This is a genomic window from Conexibacter sp. JCM 18997 (assembly GCF_055391915.1).
Window position 1 is genome coordinate 3799687 of record NZ_AP043885.1, and the last position, 19586, is coordinate 3819272.

Sequence of the window (19586 nt, forward strand, 5' to 3'; positions counted from 1 at the left end):
GTGCCGCCCCGCTCGACCATCATCCGCTGGCTGGCCCTCGCGGGCGCGACGATCGGCGTCGCGCTGGGCTTCTCGGCCATCGGCTTCCCCAGCCCGACGCTCTTCGCGGCGCTGCTGGTCGGCGTCGTCTACGCGCTCGCGTTCGCCGGCCCCGCGCCGCTGGCCATCCCCCATCCGGGCAGCATCGCCGCGCAGGCGCTGATCGGGATCTCGCTCGGGGCGGCGGTCGACGCCGACACGCTGAAGGCGGTCGGTCAGGACTGGGCGCCGGTCCTGTTGGTCACCGTCGGGACGTTGGGCGTGTCGCTGGCCGCGGGCCTGTTGATGGCCCGCTTCACCGGCCTGGACAAGCCGACCGCCTGCCTGGGCCTGATCGCGGGCGGCGCCAGCGGGATCGTGGCGATGGCCGACGAGCTGGGCGCGGACGGGCGGATGGTCGCCTTCATGCAGTACCTGCGGGTGCTGGTGATCGTGGTCACCGCGCCGCTGCTGGCCCACCTCCTGATCACCGACGGCGGCAGCGCGATCGGCGCCGGCGGCTCCGGCGATGCGGGGCTGGCCAAGGACCTGGCCTTCACCGCGGTGTGCGCGATCGGCGGCGTCGCGCTGGGCCGCCTGCTGCGCTTCACGGCCAGCGCGCTGCTGATGCCGCTGCTGCTGGCCGCCGCCGCGTCGATCAGCGGTCTGGCCGGCGATGCGCAGCTGCCCGACCTGCTGGCCCAGCTGGCCTTCGCGACGATCGGCCTGCAGGTCGGCCTGCGCTTCACGATGGCCAGCCTGCGCGAGGTCGGCCGGCTGCTGGTGCCGACGCTGTTGTCGATCGTGTTCCTGATCGTGGCCTGCGCGGGGCTGGCGCTCCTGCTGCTGCCGCTGACCAGCGTGACGTTCGGCGACGCCTACCTGGCCACCACGCCGGGCGGGCTGTACGCGATCCTGGCCGCCGCGGCGAGCCTGGGCGGCAACACGACGTTCGTCGTGGCCGTCCAGGCCCTGCGCGTGTTCGTGATGGTCCTGGCCGCCCCGCCGCTGGTCCGGCTGCTGGTCCGGGATCGGCCTAGATCCGCGTCGCGGTGAAGGATCCGGAGGTCGAGCAGCCCAGGCCCGAGGCCTTGACGGTGCCCTTCCACGACGAGCCCGTGAAGGTCATCGTGAAGCCGGCGGTGCCCTTGCCGTGCTGGAACCCGTTCTCGCCGATGGCGCCCTGGGTGATCTGCGCGGCGCGCTTCAGCGTGAAGCGGTTCTTCTTCAGCCGGATCGTGGCCCCGCCGTCACCGGCCGCGTTGGAGATGAGCGTCGCCTGGGTGCGCTTGTCGTCGCAGGTCCAGCTGACCGACAGGCCGGTGACCTTGCCCTGGTCGACGGTGACCATCGCGGTGGCCTCGGACTCCTCGGGGCCGTAGCTGCCGGAGTAGGTGCCCTGCGGGGTGGCGGCGGTGGCGGCGGCGGGGGCCAGCGCGAGCGCGGCAAGGGCGACGGGGAGAATCGTTCGCTTCATGGCGTCACCGTCGCGGCTGGCCGCCGCGGCCACATCGGGGGAGTCCCTCTCCGCGCCCGTTCACGATTCGATCACCGAACGGTCACGTGCGCGGGGGTACGGTCGCGCCGTGCCCACCACCCGTCGCCAGTTCCTGATCGCCGGAGGCGCCACCGCAGCCACCGTGCTCGTGCCCACCGCGCTCGCCTCCGGGGCGCGCAAGGCGCCTCCGCTGCGAGGCGGGAAGTTCACCGACGGCATCGCCTCGGGCGACCCCACGTCGAGCTCGATCTCCCTGTGGACCCGGATCGACGAGGCCGCCCGGCGAGGCACGGTCGAGCTCGAGGTGGCCACCGACAAGACCTTCCGCAAGGTCGTCGCGCACCGCTCGATCGTGGCCAGCCCGGCCAGCGACGGCTCGGTCAAGGCGCTGGTCAAGGGGCTCAAGCCCCACGAGCAGTACTACTACCGCTTCGCCACCAAGACGGCCGACTCGCCCGTGGGCCGGTTCCGCACGGCGCCGCCGGCGGACTCCAAGGAGCCGGTGAAGTTCGCCTACTTCTCCTGCCAGGACTACACCCACGGCTGGTACAACGCGCTGGAGAAGATGGCCGACGAGGACGTCGACTTCGTCGTGTGCCTGGGCGACTACATCTACGACGAGGCCTACTACTCGCTGGCCAACGGCAAGGGCGTGCGCGACGACAAGGTGGGCCAGCAGCTGCCCGGCTACGACCTGCTGTCGGCGGTGACGCTGGACCAGTACCGCCAGAAGTACTCCCTGTACCGGTCCGACAAGGCGCTGCGCGACCTCCACGCCAGCGTCCCGATGGTCGTGATCTGGGACGACCACGAGGTGCAGGACAACTACGCCGGGGAGGAGGCCGACGGCGGCCTGCCGGCCAACCACGCGTTCTCGCGCAAGCGCCAGCAGGCCGCCTATCGCGCCTGGTGGGAGAACATGCCCACCTTCGCCGACCCGATCTACCAGCGCCTGCAGTTCGGCTCCACGGTCGATCTGGTCATGCTCGACCAGCGCCGCTACCGGGCCGATCAGCCGTGCGACGACGCCGTCGCCCCGGCCTGCGCCGACTGGGACCAGCCGCGCGACTTCCTGGGCGCCAAGCAGATGGCCTGGGCCAAGAACGCGCTGTCGTCGTCCAAGGCGGCCTGGAAGGTCATCGGCAACGAGGTGATGATCATGCCGACGAAGGTGCTCGGCGGCTCGTACTTCACCTTCGACTCCTGGCAGGGCTACCCGCGCGAGCGCGAGGAGCTCCTGCAGCACATCGCCACGAACAACATCGCCGACGTGGTCTTCGTGACCGGCGACATCCACACGTTCATCGCCGGCGACGTGCGCACCCAGATGGGCGCCGGCCCGAGCGTCGCGCTGGAGTTCGTGGGCGGCTCGATCACCTCGCCCGGGCTGGGCGAGATCGACCTCGACGCCGGCGGCGGCACGGTGATCAAGGGCAACGACGCCAACCCGTCGACCGCCCCGGCGCTGATCGAGGCGCTGCGCGGCATCAACCCGTGGGTGCAGAGCGCGGACTTCGACCGCCACGGCTACGGCCTGGTCAGCGCCACGCAGGACGCGTTCGACGTGCGGTTCGTGCGCATGCAGACGATCAAGCGCAAGAGCACCGCGACCGAACCGGTGGATCCGTTCCACTGGACCGTCTCCCGCGGACAGAAGTCGATCATCACGCCGGCCTGACGCGACGCGAGGCGGTAGCGTTCCCGCGCGCGTGAACGCCACACCGAAGCAGACGGCGCGAACGGTCCTGACCGTCGCCGCCATCGTTGGCCTGCTGTACCTCGTCTACCTGCTCCGGGACGTGGTCCTGCTCGCCGTGCTGGCGGTCTTCGTCGCCGCGGCGCTGAGCGGTCCGGTGGCCGTGGTGCAGCGGCTGATCAAGGGGCCGCGCGCGGTGGCGATCCTGCTCGTGTACCTGATCGCGATCGGCTTGATCGTCGGGGTCGGGCTGATCGTGATCCCGCCGCTGGTCGACGAGATCGAGGCGTTCGTCCGCCACGTGCCGCGCTACATCAACGAGGTCAAGAACGACTCGGTCCTGGAGCACTGGGACGAGCAGTACGGCATCGTGGCCAAGCTCGAGGGCGAGGCCAACAAGCTGCCGTCGCTGCTGGGCAAGGCCGCGGGCGACCTGGAGTCGGTGACGATCGGCGCGGCCGAGAGCGCGGCCAAGACGATCGCCGTGCTGGCCATCGCCTTCCTGCTGCTGCTCGACTCGCCCCGGCTGTTCGAGCTGGGCTACTCGCGCATGGCGCCCGACCGGGCCGAGCAGGCGCGCCGGCTGGCGTCGGAGGCGGCCAGCGCGATCGGCGGCTACGTGGCGGGCGCCTTCGCCGTGGCCACGCTGGCCGGCCTGGCCGCGTTCGTGGCCATGACCATCCTGGGCATCCCGTTCGCGGTCCCGCTCGCGGTGGTGATGGCCTTCTTCGCGCTGATCCCGCTGGTCGGCTCGGCCATCGGCGCCGTGGTGATCGCGATCGTCGCGCTGTTCGAAGGGCCGGGCACGGCGATCGCGTTCGTCGTCTACTTCGTGATCTACCAGCAGCTCGAGACGCACGTGCTGGGGCCCTTCGTCTACAAGCGCACGGTCCAGATGCGCCCGATCATCGTGATCCTGTCGGTGTTCGCCGGCGCGTCCGTCCTGGGCATCCTGGGCGCGCTGTTGGCGATTCCCGCCGCGGCGACGATCCAGATCGCGCTCGGGGAGTGGTGGCGGATGACGCACCCCAACCCGCCGGTCGACCCCGGCCTGCCGCCGGCGCCGCCGCCGGAGGCCGGTCCGGAGACCGGCGCCGCGCTGACGCCGGAGCCCGGCCCCGCGGGTTAGCCTGCCCGCATGTTCCTCGCCACCGCCCTCGCCGTGATCGCCGCCGCGACGCCGATGCCGCAGATCCAGGCCCACCGTGGCGGGTCGTTCGTCGACGGCCGCGCCACCTACCCCGAGGCGACGCTGCCCGCCTTCAAGGCGTCCGCCAAGCAGGGCTTCGTGCTCGAGTTCGACATCCAGATGACGAAGGACGGCGTGCCGATCGTCATGCACGACGACACGCTCGAGCGGACCACCGTGTGCACCGGTCCGGTGTCGGCCAAGACGGCGGCGGACATCGTCAAGCACTGCCCGACCGACAAGCTCGGCTCGCCCGACAGCGCGCTGGGCTCCAAGTCCACCCGCGAGCGGATCCCCGTGCCGACGCTGGCCCAGGTGCTGGCGCTGGTGAAGAAGACGGGCGCGAGCGCGTCGATCGAGCTCAAGCAGTACGACCCGACCGGGGCCTCGGCCAAGGCGCTGGCCGCGGGGCTGAGCAAGGCCGGCGTGCCGCTGTCGAAGGTGATCGTGCAGTCGTTCTTCCCGCCCAACCTGGCCGCCGCCCACGCCGCGATGCCCGGGGTGGCCACGGCGACGCTGACGCTGAAGGTGGCCGAGGCGACCTCGATCCAGGCGGCCGTCGACGCCGGGAGCGCGTGGGTCTCGCCGCAGTTCCCGATCGACGCCGCCTACGTCCAGGCCGCGCACGCCGCCGGGCTGAAGGTCGTGCCCTACACGCTCGACAAGGCCGACGAGGTGCGGGCCGCCGCGGCCGCCGGCGTCGATGCCCTGATCACCGACGACCCGACGATGGCCCGCAAGGTCCTGAAGGCCGGTTAGAGGGACACGGTTTGGGCCTCGACGCGGCCCGCGTCGAGCGCCTCCAGGGCCGCGGCGGCGATCGCCAGGTCCTGGATGGCCAGGCCGGTCGAGTCGAACAGCGTGACCGCGGCGGGCCCGGGGCGGCCCGGCGCCTGGCCGGCCAGCACGGCGCCGAGGTCGGTCACGTCGTCGCGCTTGACCAGGCCCGCCTCCACGGCGCCGGTCAGCTCGCCGCCGTGCGAGGCCTGCGCCCACTCGTCGCAGAACAGCGCGCACGAGCGCACGGCGCCGACCGTGGCCTCGGCCTTGCCCGGGCCGTCGGCGCCGAGCATGTTCAGGTGCAGGCCGGGGCGCAGGTCCTTGACGTCGACCACGACCGCGTTGCCGGGCGTGACGCAGTTGACCACGTCGGTGGCCAGCGCCTCGGGCAGCGTGCCGACGCTCCAGCCGAGCTCGTCGGCCAGCGCCTGCGCGGCGGCCTCGCGCGGGTCGAAGCAGATCCCGGGGCCGAAGCCGGCGGCGGCCAGGCAGCGCGCCGTCCAGGCGCCGTGCAGGCCGCAGCCGATGATGCCGACGGTCGCCGCGCCCTCCTTGGCCAGTGCCGTCGCGGCCACGGCGGCGACCGCGCCGGTGCGCAGCGCGGTGACGGCCGCGGCGTCCAGCAGCGCCAACGGCAGCGCCGTGCGCGCGTCGCTGATGCAGACCATCCCCATCACCGCGGGCAGCCCGTTGGTCGCCGGGTTGCTGGGGAACGAGGCGATCCACTTGAGCATCGCCAGGTCGCCGCCGCGCGCGGGCATGGCGCGGAAGTCGCCGTAGGGCGGGCTGTCGAGGTACACCTTGGCGGGCATCACCCACTCGCCCTGGTGGTGGCGCAGGAAGGCGTCGCGGACGTGGTCGATGGCGGCGGCGGCGCTGACGGCGGCCAGCACGGCGTCGCGGTTGAGAACGTGGAGGTCGGGCATCAACCGGTAGCTTTTCGGAAAGTGCCCAACCGTCGCCCCCAGCTGCAGATCGTCGCGCCCGGCGCCACCCCCGAGGAGGCGGCCGCGGTCGTCGCCGCGCTGGAGCAGTTCATGCGCGACACCGCCCCGCCACCGGCCGACCCGCGCCCCAAGCGCGACCCGTGGCAGCGCACCGCGCTGCTGGAGGGCGTGGCCCGCGACAGCGACGGGCTCACCGCGTGGGGCGACGGCATGCCCTGGGGCGCCTGACCCAGGGCGCGTGGGCCGTTCCGGCGGCGCCGTCTGCGGCGAGGGGTGCGCGTCCGCGCCCTTCCCGCGCGAGTCGCGTCTGAGTGGCGGTCAGCGCCACCGACTCGCATCTCGCTCCCGCTGGGCGGGAGTCAGAGGCGACTCGTCGGCGTGGCTCTCGCGGCCCGAATCCCGGCGCCAGAGCGAAAAACCTCAATCCCACCCGGGAATTGATACTTTGTCGTCATGGAGCCGACGAGCACGAAGCCGCGGGGCCGGGCCGGGTCGCTCGCGAACCCCGAGGTCTACGACAACATTCCGGGCCACCTGATCAACACGATCGTCCAGGAGTTCGACGACTTCGACAACGAAGCGGAGAAGTTCCTGGCCGGTGAGACGCCCGAGCCGCAGTTCATCGGCTTCCGCCTGAAGCAGGGCGTGTACGGCCAGCGTCAGCCCGACGTGCAGATGATCCGCGCGAAGGTCCCGATGGGCGGCATCACGCCGGACCAGATGGACAAGTACGCCGACGTGATCGAGAAGTACGCGCCGCTGAACAAGGGCCACATCACGACGCGCCAGAACGTCCAGATCCACCACATGCCGCTGCGCGACACGGCCGCCGCGATCCGCGAGCTGTCCGACGCCGGCATCTCCAGCCGCGAGGGCTGCGGCAACACGGTGCGCAACGTCACCGGCGACCCGTGGGCGGGCGTCAACGACGAGGAGCCGTTCGACCCGACGCCGTACGCCGGCGCCTACGTGCGCTACTTCGTGCGCCACCCCACGACGCAGCTGATGCCGCGCAAGATCAAGACCGCGTTCAACGGCGCCCCCGCCGACCGCGCGCTGACCGGCATCCACGACATCGCCTTCATCTCCAAGATCAACGACGACGGCGTCAAGGGCTTCGAGATCCGCGTCGGCGGCGGCACGTCGATCATGCCGCGCGTCGCGCCCACGCTGTACGAGTTCGCCACCGCCGACGACGGCGAGTACCTGAAGATCGCCGAGGCCGTCTTCCGGATCTTCGACCGCCAGGACTGGCTGCGCGTCAACCGCGCCCGCGCCCGCATCAAGGTCTTCGTCGACAAGTTCGGCATCGACGAGCTGCGCAAGCAGGTCGAGGAGGAGCTCGAGCTCGACTGGGTCAACGAGCGCGACTTCTCGGTCCAGCCGCGCCTGTACGTCGTCGACGAGGAGGCCACCGCGCCGCCCGTCCCGACCACCTACGGCACGCCCAACGGCGACCTGTCGGAGTACGAGCGCTTCGTCGCCTCGGCCGTCCAGCCCCAGAAGCAGGCCGGCTTCGTGACCGTGCACGTGCACGTCCCACGCGGCGACCTGACCCCGGAGCAGTTCCGCGGCCTGGGCCAGCTCATGCGCGACTTCACGGGCGGCCACGCGCGCACCACCGTGCACCAGAACTTCCTGCTGCGCTGGGTGCGCGAGGAGTCGGTCTACGACGTGTGGCAGGCGCTGGGCGAGCTGGGCCTCAACCGCCCGGGCGCCGACGAGATCGAAGACGTCGTCAGCTGCCCCGGCACGGACTCCTGCAAGCTCGGCATCACCTCGTCGATGGGCCTCAACGCGGCCATCCGCGAGCGCCTGGCCGAGATGCAGATCACCGATCCGCTGACCAAGCAGATGCACGTGAAGATGTCCGGCTGCCCCAACGGCTGCAGCCAGCATCACATCGCCAACATCGGCTTCTACGGCGCGTCGATCAAGGTCGGCGAGCACACGATCCCGGCCTACATCCCGCACATCGGCGGTCAGTACGGGGCGCCCAACGGGGACATCGTCTACGGCACCCGCCTGAAGCTGCGGATCCCCGCCAAGCGCGCCCCCGAGGCCGTCGAGCGCTGGATCCGCTTCTACGAGTCCGAGCGCGAGGAGGGCGAGGTCTTCAACCGCTTCGCCGAGCGCGTCGGCACGACCGCGTTCGAGGATCAGGTACGCGATCTGGCGATGGCGGCCGAGTTCTCGCTGGAGACCATGAACACGTTCATCGACTGGTCCAAGAACGTCCCGTTCGTCGTGCAACGCGGTGAGGGGGAGTGCGCGGTCTGATGACCGCCGTCGAGCACACCGCCGACGATCTCGAGCACCTCTCCGCGGAGGAGCTGGTGGCCGAGGCCGTGGCGCGCTACCCGCGCCTGGCCGTGGCCACCTCCTTCCAGAAGGAGGCCTCGGTGATCCTCGACCTGGTCATGCGGGTGGATCCCTCCGTGCGCGTGTTCACGCTCGACACCGGTGCCCTGTTCCCCGAGACGCGCGAGACGTGGGCGCGCCTGGAGGAGCACTACGACATCAAGATCGAGGGCGTCCGCGGGACGCTGCTCGATCGCCACTGGGAGCGCTCGACCGACAGCTGCTGCGACCTGCGCAAGGTCAAGCCGCTACGCGAGACGCTGTCCACCGCCGACGCCTGGGTGGCCGGCCTGCGCCGCGACCAGTCGGCCTCACGCGCCGACACGCCCAAGCTGAAGTGGGACCTCAAGCACGGCCTGTGGAAGCTGCATCCGCTGGCCGATTGGACCGAGCGCGACGTGTGGCGCTACATCGCGGCCAATGACGTGCCGTACCACCCCCTGCATGATCGCGGCTATGAGTCGATCGGCTGCTGGCCGTGCACCCAGGCCGGGAGTGGCCGCGACGGCCGCTGGGCCGGCGCCGCCAAGGACGAGTGCGGCATCCACGTCGCCGCCTGAGTCCTAGGCTGCCATCGGCATGGATCCGCTGATCATCCTCTTCGGCCTCGGGGTCGGGGTCCTCATCGGCATGACGGGCGTGGGCGGCGGGTCGCTGATGACGCCGCTGCTGATCCTCGTCTTCGGCACCAAGCCGGTGGTGGCGATCGGCACCGACCTGGCCTACGGCGCGATCACCAAGACGCTGGGCGGCTGGCGCCACCTGCGCAAGGGCACCGTCGACCTGGGCCTGACGGTGTGGATGTCGGCGGGCTCCTGGCCCGGCGCCGTGCTCGGCGTGCTGGCCATCGAGTACATCCAGCGCCACTACGGCGACGACTTCGAGACGTTCATGCTCGCCTCGCTGGGCGTCGCGCTGTTCCTGGTCGGCACCGCGCTGCTGGTGCGCGCGCTGTTCCTCAAGAAGCTGATCGACCAGGAGCGCGACGAGGTGGTGATGACGCGCGGGGCCAAGCTGACCGCCGTCCCGCTGGGCTTCGTGCTCGGCGCGATCCTCGGCCTGACCTCGGTCGGCTCGGGCGCGCTGATCGGCCTCGCGCTGATCCTCGTGTTCAAGCTGACGCCCCAGCGGGTGGTCGGCACCGACGTCTTCCACGCCGCCGGTCTGCTGTGGGTCGCGGCGCTCGTGCACATGGCCTTCGGCAACATCGACTACGGCCTGATGCTGAACATCCTGATCGGCTCGCTGCCCGGCGTGTGGCTGGGCACGAACCTGATGGCCCACGTCCCCACCGCCGGCCTGCGCATCGGCCTGGCTATCGTGCTGTTCGCCTCCGCATTCGGGATCTTGCAGAAGGCAGGGGCCAACTACGGCCTGGGCGTGGTGATCGGCGTCCCCATCCTGCTGGGCATCATCTCCTTCTTCGTCTACCGCGCGCTCAACCGGCCTCCCGAACCCCAGACCACTTCCTCATGAGCTACGAAATCAGCCACCTCGACGCGCTCGAGTCCGAGGCCATCCACGTCTTCCGTGAGGTGGCCTCCGAGCTCGAGAAGCCGGTCCTGCTGTTCAGCGGCGGCAAGGACTCGATCGTGCTGCTGCGCCTGGCCGAGAAGGCCTTCCGCCCCGGCCGCTTCCCCTTCCCGCTCATGCACGTCGACACGGGGCACAACTTCCCCGAGGTCATCGAGTTCCGCGATCGCCGCGTCGCCGAGCTGGGCGAGCGCCTGATCGTCGCCTCCGTGCAGGAGTCGATCGACCAGGGCCGCGCCGTCGAGGAGACGGGCCCGCGCGCCTCGCGCAACCGCCTGCAGACGGTCACGCTGCTGGACGCGATCGCCCAGCACGGCTTCGACGCGGCCTTCGGCGGCGCCCGCCGCGACGAGGAGCGCGCCCGGGCGAAGGAGCGCATCTTCAGCTTCCGCGACGACTTCGGCGGCTGGGACCCCAAGAACCAGCGCCCGGAGCTGTGGAACGTCTACAACGGGCGCATCAAGCGCGGCGAGAACGTGCGCGTCTTCCCGATCTCCAACTGGACCGAGCTCGACGTGTGGCAGTACATCGCCCGCGAGCAGCTCGAGCTGCCGCCGATCTACTTCGCCCACGAGCGCGAGGTGTTCAAGCGCGACGGGATGCTCTACGCCACGTCGCCGTTCACCGAGCTGATCCCGGGTGAGGTCCCCTTCCAGGAGACCGTCCGCTACCGCACGGTGGGCGACATGAGCTGCACCGGCGCCGTGGCCTCCACCGCGGTCACGCTGGAGACCGTCGTGGCCGAGATCTCGGCCACCCGCATCACCGAGCGCGGCGAGACGCGCGCCGACGATCGCGCCACCGAAGCGGCGATGGAAGACCGCAAGAAGGAAGGGTACTTCTAGCCATGGCTCCCGGACCTGCGGCCAACGGCTCGATCGAGGCGCTGGAGAACACGGCCGCCTCGGGCCTGCTGCGCCTGGCCACCGCCGGCAGCGTCGACGACGGCAAGTCGACCCTGATCGGCCGCCTGCTGTTCGACTCCAAGTCGCTCTTCGAGGATCAGCTCGAGCAGGTCGCCGAGGCCTCCAAGCGCCGCCACGGCGACGACGGCACGGTCGACCTGGCGCTGCTGACCGACGGCCTGCGGGCCGAGCGCGAGCAGGGCATCACGATCGACGTGGCCTACCGCTACTTCGCCACGCCCAAGCGCACGTTCATCATCGCCGACACCCCCGGCCACGTCCGCTACACGCGCAACATGGTCACCGGCGCCTCGACCGCCGACCTGGCCATCGTCCTGATCGACGCGCGCAACGGCGTCGTGCAGCAGTCGCGCCGCCACGCGTTCATCAGCTCGCTGCTGCGCATCCCCCACCTCGTCGTGGCGATCAACAAGATGGACCTCGTCGACTACGACGAGTCGGTCTTCAACGCGGTCGTCGCCGACTTCACCCAGTTCGCCTCCAAGCTGGAGATCACCGACATCACGTTCATCCCGATCAGCGCGCTGAACGGGGACAACGTCGTGGATCGCAGCACGAACATGGACTGGTACGAGGGCTCGCCGCTGCTCTACCACCTCGAGCACGTGCACATCGCGTCGGACCGCAACCTGATCGACCCGCGCTTCCCGGTGCAGTGGGTCGTGCGCCCGGGCGACGCCCAGGGCGACCAGCACGACTACCGCGGCTACGGCGGCCAGGTGGCCGGCGGCGTCCTGCGCGCCGGCGACGACGTGATCATCCTGCCGTCGGGCGCGACGTCGCGGATCGCGGCGATCGACACCTTCGACGGCACGGTCGACGAGGCGTTCCCGCCGATGAGCGTGACGCTGCGCCTCGAGGACGACATCGACATCTCGCGCGGCGACCTGATCGCCCGCCCGCACAACCACCCGATCGTCTCGCGCGAGCTCGACGCGACGATCTGCTGGATGAGCGAGACGCCGCTGCAGCCCGGCAGCCGCTACCTGCTCAAGCACACGACGAAGACCGTGCGCGTGGTGGCCGAGGAGCTGCTGCACCGCATCGACGTCGACACGCTGCATCGCGAGGAGGGCGCGGCCGGGCTGGAGCTCAACGAGATCGGCCGCGTGCGCCTGCGCACCAGCAGCCCGCTGACCTTCGACGCCTACCGGCGCAACCGCTCGACCGGCGGCTTCATCCTGATCGACGAGGCCAGCAACGAGACGCTCGGCGCGGGCATGCTGCTCGATCCCGACGAGCCGATCACCGACGAGGAGGCGCACGCCGTCGAGGCCGCCGCCCAGTCGAAGTCGACCAACGTCGTGTGGGAGCGCTCGCAGCTCACGCGCGAGGCACGCTGGCAGGCGCTCGGCCATCGCGGCGCGACCGTGTGGATGACCGGCCTGCCCTCGTCGGGCAAGTCGACGATCGCCGGCGCCCTGGAGGCCCGGCTGGTCAACGAGGGCATCCCCGCCTACCGCCTGGACGGCGACAACCTGCGCCACGGCCTCAACGGCAACCTCGGCTTCAGCCCCGAGGACCGCGCAGAGAACGTGCGCCGCACGGCCCAGGCGGCCAAGCTGCTGGCCGACGCGGGCACGATCGCCATCGTCTCGCTGGTCTCGCCCTACGAGGCCGACCGCGCGCAGGCCCGCTCGACCCACGGCGAGGACGACCTGTCCTTCCTGGAGGTCTACGTCGACACGCCGCTGGAGGAGTGCGAGCGCCGCGATCCCAAGGGCCTGTACGCCAAGGCCCGGGCCGGCGAGATCACGAACTTCACCGGCATCGACGCGCCCTACGAGGCGCCCACCGCGGCCGACGTCACGCTGCGCCCCGGCGACACCGACGGCTCCGTCGAGGAGCTGCTCAAGGCGCTGCGCGACGCGGGCGTCCTGCCGCCCGCCTGACCGCGCGTCAGACGGGCCGCACGGCGGCCCCGATCAGCAGCGGGCAGGCGAGCTGGAAGCGCGCGTCGGCGGTGTAGCGCGCGCCCGCCGCGCTGAGGCGGTCCAGCAGCGTCGCGGTGTCGGCTGCGGGCATCGTGGCCGGGTCGCCGGCGGCGGACCGGTCGATGTGCAGCACGTCGATCCCGCCCGCGGTGTCCAGCCCGTAGACCGTCTGGCCGGTCGGGTCGCTGGGCGCGAAGTACGAGGCCCAGAACGTGCCCGCGGTGACGAAGTAGCCCACCTGCTTGATCTCGCGCGGGTTGCTGACGTCCAGGAAGCGCACGCCCTGGTCGTACCAGCCCTGGGCGATCAGCCCGTCGCGTGCGTCGAACCAGTGGGCCGAGCAGTTGACGGTCGTCGGCGCGCCGTAGGGGTTCGAGCGCCCGCGCAGCTCGGCCAGCTCGTTGAGCTCGGTGGTGAACAGGTCCATCAGCAGCAGGCGCTGGGTCCCGTCGGCGTTGCGCTGCTGGGAGATCTTCCAGGTCTGCAGCGAGCCCTGGCCGGGGCAGCCGGGCCGCGTGTAGTCCTCCTCGGTGATGGCCATCACGTCGTCGCGGATGCGCCGCGAGTTGTGGTGCAGGAAGTCCAGCGGCCCGCTCTCGGCGGTGTCGGGCGACAGCGGCCCGCTGTTGCCCGAGTTGACCACCCGGTCGTCGGAGCGGTAGATCAGCGCCGGGTGCAGCGGGTCGGTCATGTTGGCCACGTCGTAGCCGAACGTGCCGTCCTCGCCGGTCACCCAGGCGATGCCCATCCCGTCGATCTCGACGTCGTGGGTGAAGCCCTCGCCGGGTAGCGTGAAGCTGCCCTTGAACTGCGGGTTGGCGGGGTTGCGCATGTCGTAGACCGTCACGCCGTCGCTGCTGCCCGTGGTCCACAGCCAGCGGCAGCCCCACGTGCGGCTGTCGACGCAGTTGGCGATGTGGCCGTTGTTCGTCTGCTCGGCGCCGATCAGGCCGCCCGCGCCCGGCACCTGCGTGGTGCGCATGGCGATCTGCTGCGGGCTGGCCGGGTCGCTGACGTCGAAGACGTAGAGCACGCCGACGCCGGTGAAGCCCGGGTCGTTGGAGATGATCAGCACGTCGCGCCCGCCGATGTGGCCGACGTCGACGTCCTCGTTCTCGAAGTGGGGCAGCGGCACCACGCTCAGGCGCTGCGGGCTCTCGGGCTGGGAGACGTCGTAGATCAGCAGCCCGGCCGCCGTCGTCACGTACATCGTGTTCCCGTCCGCGCTGAAGCGCGCGCCGATCGCGCCGGCCGCCTCGGGCAGCTCGCCCAGCAGCGTGACGTTGGCCGATTGGAACAGGGGCGGCGAGGCCGAAGCGGCGGGCGCGGCGACGGCGACGAGGGCCAGGACGACGGCGGCGATGACCAGGGAACGCGGGCGCATGGCAGATCGAACGTCGCGCGCGGCGAGGACTTGCGGCGTTGACCCGCGAGTCAACGAAAACGCGGCGACGATAGGATCGCCGGCATGTTCGAGAAGGTGCTCGTCGCCAACCGAGGCGAGATCGCCGTCCGGGTCATCCGGGCGCTGGAGGAGTTGGGCGTCGCGTCGGTCGCCGTCTACTCGGAGATCGATCGTGACGCGCTGCACGTCCAGCGCGCCGACGAAGCCTATCTGCTGGGTGGGCCGACGGCGGCCGAGAGCTACCTCAACGTGGACAAGATCCTCGAGGTCATCAAGGAGTCCGGCGCGCAGGCCGTGCACCCGGGCTACGGCTTCCTGGCCGAGAACGCGCCGTTCGCGCGGGCCTGCGAGGAGGCGGGGATCGTGTTCATCGGCCCGCCCGCGTCGGCGATCGACGCGATGGGCTCCAAGACGCGCGCCCGTGAGCTGATGCAGGCGGCTGGCGTGCCGATCGTGCCGGGCACCACCGAGCCGGTCGAGGATGTCGCCGCGGCGCGCAAGATCATCGATGCCGACATCGGCTACCCGGTGGCCATCAAGGCGGCCGGCGGCGGTGGCGGCAAGGGCTTCCGCGTGGCCTTGTCGGAGGACGAGCTGGAGAAGGCGTTCGAGGGCGCGGCGCGCGAGGGCGAGAAGTTCTTCTCCGACGCGACGGTCTACATCGAGCGCTACCTGCCCGATCCGCGGCACGTCGAGGTGCAGGTGCTGGCCGACGGTCACGGCAACGTGATCCACCTGGGCGAGCGCGACTGCTCGATCCAGCGCCGCCATCAGAAGCTGATCGAGGAGGCCCCCGGCCCGCTGGTCGACGAGGCGCTGCGCGAGCACATCGGCAAGGTCGCCACCGACGCGGCCAAGGCCGTGGACTACAAGGGCGCCGGCACGATCGAGGGCCTGCTGCAGGACGGCGAGTACTTCTTCCTGGAGATGAACACCCGCGTGCAGGTCGAGCACTGCGTGACCGAGATGGTCACCGGGATCGACATCGTCAAGGAGGGCATCCGCGCCGCGGCCGGCGAGGCGCTCAGCGTGACCCAGGACGACGTCGTCCTGCGCGGCCACGCGATCGAGTGCCGCATCAACGCCGAGGACGCGAGCAAGAACTTCGCTCCGGCGCCGGGGCAGATCGGCGCCTACAAGGAGCCCAGCGGTCCCGGGGTGCGCGTCGACTCGGGCGTCGGCACGGGCGGCGAGGTCTCGCCGATGTACGACCCGATGGTGGCCAAGCTGATCGTCTGGGACGTCGATCGCGAGCAGGCCACCAAGCGCATGCTGCGCGCGCTGAGCGAGTACGAGATCGAGGGCCTGAAGACCCTGATCCCGTTCCACCAGGCGATCATGGCCAGCGAGCAGTGGGCCAAGGCGGAGACCTGCCGCGACCTGATCGAGGACCGCGACTGGCTCAAGACGCTGGCCTTCGAGAAGGTGGCGCCCGTCGACGACGAGGCCGAAGAGAAGCACGAGCAGACCTACACGGTCGAGGTCTCGGGCAAGCGCTTCGACGTCAAGGTCATCGGCGCCGCCCCGGCCTACACGGCCGCACCCGCGGCCAACGGTGCCGGGGCCAAGAAGCCGGGCCGCTCGGCGCGCTCGGCCTCCAAGGCCGGCGCCAGCGGCGACACGCTGCCCTCGCCGATGCAGGGCAACATCTTCAAGGTGCTGGTCGAGCAGGGCCAGACCGTGCAGGAGGGCGCGATGATCGCGATCATCGAGGCGATGAAGATGGAGAACGAGATCACCGCCCACAAGGCGGGCGTGATCGCCGAGCTCCCCATCAGCGTCGGCGATGCGGTCACGTCGGGCGCCACGCTGGCGGTCATCAAGGACGCCGAGGCTCCGGCCGAGGGCTAGCAACCGCCAGGTTTGGGCATAGGCGGCGTTGAAGCCGTCATGCGCCGCCTGGTCACCGCCGCCACTGCCGTCTGTTCCGTCGCCCTGCTGGGGCTGCCGGTCGGCGCGTCCGCGGCCAACCCGCGCGACGTCGAGCCGGTGGTCCTGCACGGCAGCGACTTCGCCGGCTGGGCGGTGCCCGCCAACGCCACGGTCAAGCTCCCCTTGACCGACCTGGCCTGCTACCAGCTCGATCCGGCCAAGCTCGACCCGACGACGCTGCTGTCCGGCGGCGCGGGCGGGCTGGTGTCCGCGCTGGACCCCAAGGACTGCCCGCACAACGACTACGTCGATCCCGAGGTCGACACCAGCGGCGCGCAACCCGCCGGGCCGGCCGTCGACCGGATCGCCGGGTTCCGCTGGGACGGCCAGCGCTGGCGCCAGATCCCGTTCCAGGTCGACGAGGTCTTCACCCGCTACCTGGACAACAGCGCCTCGGGCTTCGCGCCCTACTCCGGCGACGACCAGCACACGACCTACGCGTTCGACCGCGAGGGCTTCCGCTACACGCTCGACGGCCCGGCCGACGATCCCTGCCGCGCGCAGGCGGCCGGCGGCCCGGCGCCCGACCCGGTGCCCGGGCTGGACACCAACGACGAGCTCGCCTTCATGGCCCGGGACGCGGGCACGACACCCCCGGCGGGCACGCCCGCGCCGGCGGGCGCCACCGACCTGCGCCGCGTGGACCTCAGCGACGGCGGGACGATCTACGTGGCCCTCGGCGTGGCCCCGACGTTCAGCGCGGCCAACGGCTACGTGCACTACCAGCGCGACGCCAACGCCGATCTGTTCGAGCACTCCGAGTCGACCTACGACAACTACGGCAACGCCGCCGAGGGCACCTACTGCGACGCCGACGGCAACGTCGTCGGGACCGGGCGCCGGCGCCCGCGCGACACCGCCACGGTGACCACGCCGCGCTACCGCTTCCGCTACGACGGCCGCTGGCTGATGACCGCGATCCAGGTCAAGCGTGACGATCAGCAGACCTACGGGCGCGACCTGGTCGACCGCTGGAAGGCCCGCGCCTTCGCGCAGGATCCGGGCTCGGAGACGCCGTGCTGCGGCTATGAGGAGGAGCAGACCAACTGGGGCGGCTCCTCGACGCTGCTCGGGGAGCGCGTCGGACCCGTGCGGGCGATCCGCGAGACGTGGGGCGCCGACTCGGGCACCAACGTCATCCGCCGCGAGACCTTCTACCGCGAGCAGGTGCTGCAGAAGACCTGGCTGCGGGTGCACGTGATCCCGCCCCTGGACGGCATCTACGCCCAGTGGGACTTCAACGCCGGCGCCGTGCGCACGTTCCGGACCACGCGCAAGCCCGACGGCGTGCCGATCGACGGGCGCAACGACGAGCCGTTCGGGAACCTGGACGACCCGTGCGAGGCCAAGTACGACGCCAGCGACACCGGCCAGACGACGCAGACCTACCGCTCGCTGTACCGGGCGCTGCAGCTCTGCCAGGCGCCCTTCCACCAGTCCGTGGACCTCCCCGACCTGACGCTCAGCGAGGCCAACGCGATGCTCGGCTGGACCGAGACGTCGGGACCGAACGGCACGCTGGTGGACCGCATCCAGACCTCGGTGGAGTCGCTCACGCCCGGCGGCGCCGTGCAGTCGGTGGCCGCGGTCCCGTACTACCGCGACGACGCCTGCTTCGACGACGGCACCGGCTCCAACCCGGGGCCCGAGCTCTTCCCGCGCGAGCCCGCCAAGGAGGCGAAGTCGACGGCGCCCAACGGCGCGCCGCGGCAGTGCTGGCGGGGCAAGCCGTCGATCCCCAACGAGGACCAGCGCTACTGGCAGGGCTCGATCGGCACGCACGGCCTGCACCTGCTGTTCCTGGCCGACTCCGACAACGCCCGCCAGACGATCCCGCTGACCGAGATCGTCTCGGACTGGCACATGGTCCTGCTGCCCGGCGACCCGGGCAACGTCGGCGAGCAGTACGGGCGCAGCTTCGAGCACCCGATCATCGCCACCGTGCTGCCCGCCTGAGCGGCGTAGCCTGGGCGCATGAGCGCACGGGTCTGGGTCGCCGAACTGCACGAGGTCGAGACGGTCGGCGAGCTGCTGATCGCCTTTCGCGACCACAACGGCTACGACCAGCCCAGCGACAACGCGATGCTGGCGGTGCTGGACCGGCTGATCGAGGACCCGATGACCGAGTACCTGCTCGGTGCGCCCGACGATGACTCGCCGCCCGCCGGGGTGTGCCAGCTGCGCTTCCGCCCGTCGGTGTGGACGGCCGCGGCCGACTGCTGGCTGGAGGACCTGTACGTGCTGCCCCACGCACGCCGGTCGGGCCTGGGCCAGGCGCTCGTGGAGGCCGCGTTGGAGCGCGCGACGGCCCGCGGCTGCCGGCGCATCGAGCTGGACACCAACGACGCCAACGCACCCGCGCTGGCGCTGTATCACCGGCTCGGCTTCAGCGAGCGCTCCAAGAGCGACCCCGCCCTCGACCTGTTCCTGGGGCGCAAACTCACGCCGCCGGAGGACTGAGATGCTCAACGCGAGGAGTGAGCGTTTTTTGGTCTTCCGCGGCGGGTGGGTCCCGCACGACGGGACCCACGCTGCCCGATGGATGCTCTACGTGTGCAGCGCGCCCGTCTTGATCGCGGTCAGCTGCACGTTGCCGACCAGCGGCAGGCCGAGAAAGCCCTGGCAGTGCAGCGTGATGTTGCCGCCCGTGGTGACCAGCGGGGCGGTCAGGAACAGGTTGGCGGTGTCGGGCTGGCTGGACGACGCCGCATCGCTGGTCGTGTCCTCCCAGCGGGCATCGGTCGCGCGCACGGAGGTGCCGCGGTCGCGGATGCGGCAGCGGATCCAGAACTGGCCGAACTCGCTGGAGGAGAAGGCGTCGGCCTGGCCCAGCAGCAAGTAGGAGCCGGCGGGCAGGCTCAGCGTGGCGCGCGTGTCCTCCGACGAGGAGGTCGCGCCGCTGGTGCCGGTCGTCGTGTAGATGTCGCTGGGACCGGCCGCGCCCTGCGCGCCCTGGGCGCCGGTCTCGCCCGTCGCGCCGCGGTCGCCCTGCGCGCCCGTCGCGCCGGTGGCACCCGTCGCCCCGGTCGCGCCGCGCGCGCCCTGAGCGCCCTGCGGTCCCTGCGCGCCCTGCTCGCCGGTCAGGCCCGTCGGGCCGATCGGACCCACGGGGCCCGCCGTCTCGGAGCTGTCCGACGACGCCGCGCTGGAGCTGGCCAGCTGCTGATAGCGCTTCCAGGTCATGCGCGTCTCGTTGGTGCGGCAGCGCTCGGTCGTGCGCACGACGCGGGCGCGCTTGCTCTTCTTGACGACGCACAGGCGCGTCTTGGTCGTCGTGATCCCCGACTCGTCGGCGCTGGCCACACCCGTCAGCGACAGGCAGGCCACGACCGCGAGGGGAACGATGCGGAAGGTCCGGGACATGGTG

At 71.2% G+C, this 19586-nt stretch carries 17 protein-coding genes; 13 read left to right on the forward strand and 4 right to left on the reverse strand.

Annotation, left to right across the window (positions count from 1 at the left end):
* The gene (locus tag ACZ5UI_RS19130) at positions 1-1074 is read left to right on the forward strand and encodes an AbrB family transcriptional regulator (protein WP_464189887.1); all 1074 of its coding nucleotides are present in this window, start codon (positions 1-3) and stop codon (positions 1072-1074) included.
* On the opposite strand, the gene ACZ5UI_RS19135 is transcribed toward ACZ5UI_RS19130, so the two are convergent.
* Entirely contained in the window at positions 1055-1495 is a 441-nt protein-coding gene (locus ACZ5UI_RS19135) for a hypothetical protein (RefSeq protein WP_464189889.1), read from the reverse strand. The two genes, ACZ5UI_RS19130 and ACZ5UI_RS19135, sit on opposite strands and share 20 nt — an antisense overlap.
* Before the next feature lie 109 nt (positions 1496-1604).
* Between ACZ5UI_RS19135 and ACZ5UI_RS19140 the strand changes: the two genes are divergently transcribed.
* The 3 genes from ACZ5UI_RS19140 to ACZ5UI_RS19150 are packed head-to-tail and all read left to right on the forward strand — an operon-like array spanning position 1605 to position 5160.
* Positions 1605-3194 carry an alkaline phosphatase D family protein gene (locus ACZ5UI_RS19140; protein WP_464189892.1) on the forward strand — a complete coding sequence of 530 codons (1590 nt, stop codon included), beginning with the start codon at positions 1605-1607 and terminating at the stop codon, positions 3192-3194.
* Between the two features lie 31 nt (positions 3195-3225).
* On the forward strand, positions 3226-4341 hold the full coding sequence (locus ACZ5UI_RS19145; protein WP_464189894.1) for an AI-2E family transporter: 1116 nt from the start codon (positions 3226-3228) through the stop codon (positions 4339-4341).
* A gap of 9 nt (positions 4342-4350) precedes the next feature.
* Positions 4351-5160 carry a glycerophosphodiester phosphodiesterase gene (locus tag ACZ5UI_RS19150; RefSeq protein ID WP_464189896.1) on the forward strand — a complete coding sequence of 270 codons (810 nt, stop codon included), beginning with the start codon at positions 4351-4353 and terminating at the stop codon, positions 5158-5160.
* Here ACZ5UI_RS19150 and ACZ5UI_RS19155 read toward each other — a convergent pair.
* Complete coding sequence (locus ACZ5UI_RS19155; protein ID WP_464189898.1) at positions 5157-6107, reverse strand: ornithine cyclodeaminase family protein; 951 nt, start codon at positions 6105-6107, stop codon at positions 5157-5159. The genes ACZ5UI_RS19150 and ACZ5UI_RS19155 overlap by 4 nt on opposite strands.
* Positions 6108-6128: 21 nt before the next feature.
* Here ACZ5UI_RS19155 and ACZ5UI_RS19160 point away from each other — a divergent pair, with 21 nt between their 5' ends.
* The 6 genes from ACZ5UI_RS19160 to cysN all read left to right on the forward strand — a co-directional run bounded on the left by ACZ5UI_RS19160 (position 6129) and on the right by cysN (position 12840).
* Positions 6129-6356 carry a hypothetical protein gene (locus ACZ5UI_RS19160; RefSeq protein WP_464189900.1) on the forward strand — a complete coding sequence of 76 codons (228 nt, stop codon included), beginning with the start codon at positions 6129-6131 and terminating at the stop codon, positions 6354-6356.
* Positions 6357-6581: 225 nt separating this feature from the next.
* Positions 6582-8408 carry a nitrite/sulfite reductase gene (locus tag ACZ5UI_RS19165; RefSeq protein ID WP_464189902.1) on the forward strand — a complete coding sequence of 609 codons (1827 nt, stop codon included), beginning with the start codon at positions 6582-6584 and terminating at the stop codon, positions 8406-8408.
* Positions 8408-9049: a phosphoadenylyl-sulfate reductase gene (locus ACZ5UI_RS19170; protein WP_464189904.1), complete on the forward strand. Its 642-nt coding sequence runs from the start codon at positions 8408-8410 to the stop codon at positions 9047-9049. The genes ACZ5UI_RS19165 and ACZ5UI_RS19170 overlap by 1 nt, the downstream gene beginning before the upstream one ends.
* 19 nt (positions 9050-9068) lie before the next feature.
* Positions 9069-9965, forward strand: coding sequence for a sulfite exporter TauE/SafE family protein (locus tag ACZ5UI_RS19175; protein WP_464189906.1), 897 nt, complete (start codon positions 9069-9071; stop codon positions 9963-9965).
* Positions 9962-10867 carry a sulfate adenylyltransferase subunit CysD gene (gene cysD / locus ACZ5UI_RS19180; RefSeq protein WP_464189908.1) on the forward strand — a complete coding sequence of 302 codons (906 nt, stop codon included), beginning with the start codon at positions 9962-9964 and terminating at the stop codon, positions 10865-10867. Before ACZ5UI_RS19175 ends, cysD begins: the two co-directional genes overlap by 4 nt.
* Before the next feature lie 2 nt (positions 10868-10869).
* The gene (gene cysN, locus ACZ5UI_RS19185) at positions 10870-12840 is read left to right on the forward strand and encodes a sulfate adenylyltransferase subunit CysN (RefSeq protein ID WP_464189910.1); all 1971 of its coding nucleotides are present in this window, start codon (positions 10870-10872) and stop codon (positions 12838-12840) included.
* A gap of 7 nt (positions 12841-12847) precedes the next feature.
* On the opposite strand, the gene ACZ5UI_RS19190 is transcribed toward cysN, so the two are convergent.
* Positions 12848-14266 carry an LVIVD repeat-containing protein gene (locus ACZ5UI_RS19190; RefSeq protein WP_464189912.1) on the reverse strand — a complete coding sequence of 473 codons (1419 nt, stop codon included), beginning with the start codon at positions 14264-14266 and terminating at the stop codon, positions 12848-12850.
* An 84-nt stretch (positions 14267-14350) separates the two neighbouring features.
* On the opposite strand from ACZ5UI_RS19190, the gene ACZ5UI_RS19195 reads away from it, so the two are divergent.
* Genes ACZ5UI_RS19195 through ACZ5UI_RS19205 form a run of 3 tightly spaced genes read left to right on the forward strand, consistent with a single transcriptional unit; the run spans position 14351 to position 18679 of the window.
* Positions 14351-16138, forward strand: a complete 1788-nt coding sequence (locus ACZ5UI_RS19195; RefSeq protein WP_464189914.1) for an acetyl-CoA carboxylase biotin carboxylase subunit — start codon at positions 14351-14353, stop codon at positions 16136-16138.
* A gap of 39 nt (positions 16139-16177) precedes the next feature.
* Positions 16178-18175 (forward strand): hypothetical protein, encoded by a 1998-nt coding sequence (locus tag ACZ5UI_RS19200; protein WP_464189916.1) that lies wholly within the window; start codon positions 16178-16180, stop codon positions 18173-18175.
* A gap of 18 nt (positions 18176-18193) precedes the next feature.
* Positions 18194-18679: a GNAT family N-acetyltransferase gene (locus tag ACZ5UI_RS19205; protein ID WP_464189918.1), complete on the forward strand. Its 486-nt coding sequence runs from the start codon at positions 18194-18196 to the stop codon at positions 18677-18679.
* A gap of 87 nt (positions 18680-18766) precedes the next feature.
* On the opposite strand, the gene ACZ5UI_RS19210 is transcribed toward ACZ5UI_RS19205, so the two are convergent.
* Positions 18767-19582, reverse strand: a complete 816-nt coding sequence (locus ACZ5UI_RS19210; protein ID WP_464189920.1) for a hypothetical protein — start codon at positions 19580-19582, stop codon at positions 18767-18769.
* Between the last annotated feature and the right edge of the window lie 4 nt (positions 19583-19586).

Bases quoted from the DNA above. Each gene is read 5' to 3' on its own strand.
- cysD (WP_464189908.1), top strand. From the start codon at position 9,962: ATGAGCTACGAAATCAGCCACCTCGACGCGCTCGAGTCCGAGGCCATC.
- ACZ5UI_RS19200 (WP_464189916.1), top strand. From the start codon at position 16,178: ATGCGCCGCCTGGTCACCGCCGCCACTGCCGTCTGTTCCGTCGCCCTG.
- cysN (WP_464189910.1), top strand. From the start codon at position 10,870: ATGGCTCCCGGACCTGCGGCCAACGGCTCGATCGAGGCGCTGGAGAAC.
- ACZ5UI_RS19205 (WP_464189918.1), top strand. From the start codon at position 18,194: ATGAGCGCACGGGTCTGGGTCGCCGAACTGCACGAGGTCGAGACGGTC.
- ACZ5UI_RS19210 (WP_464189920.1), bottom strand. From the start codon at position 19,582: ATGTCCCGGACCTTCCGCATCGTTCCCCTCGCGGTCGTGGCCTGCCTG.
- ACZ5UI_RS19170 (WP_464189904.1), top strand. From the start codon at position 8,408: ATGACCGCCGTCGAGCACACCGCCGACGATCTCGAGCACCTCTCCGCG.
- ACZ5UI_RS19195 (WP_464189914.1), top strand. From the start codon at position 14,351: ATGTTCGAGAAGGTGCTCGTCGCCAACCGAGGCGAGATCGCCGTCCGG.
- ACZ5UI_RS19190 (WP_464189912.1), bottom strand. From the start codon at position 14,266: ATGCGCCCGCGTTCCCTGGTCATCGCCGCCGTCGTCCTGGCCCTCGTC.
- ACZ5UI_RS19155 (WP_464189898.1), bottom strand. From the start codon at position 6,107: ATGCCCGACCTCCACGTTCTCAACCGCGACGCCGTGCTGGCCGCCGTC.
- ACZ5UI_RS19165 (WP_464189902.1), top strand. From the start codon at position 6,582: ATGGAGCCGACGAGCACGAAGCCGCGGGGCCGGGCCGGGTCGCTCGCG.
- ACZ5UI_RS19135 (WP_464189889.1), bottom strand. From the start codon at position 1,495: ATGAAGCGAACGATTCTCCCCGTCGCCCTTGCCGCGCTCGCGCTGGCC.
- ACZ5UI_RS19175 (WP_464189906.1), top strand. From the start codon at position 9,069: ATGGATCCGCTGATCATCCTCTTCGGCCTCGGGGTCGGGGTCCTCATC.
- ACZ5UI_RS19150 (WP_464189896.1), top strand. From the start codon at position 4,351: ATGTTCCTCGCCACCGCCCTCGCCGTGATCGCCGCCGCGACGCCGATG.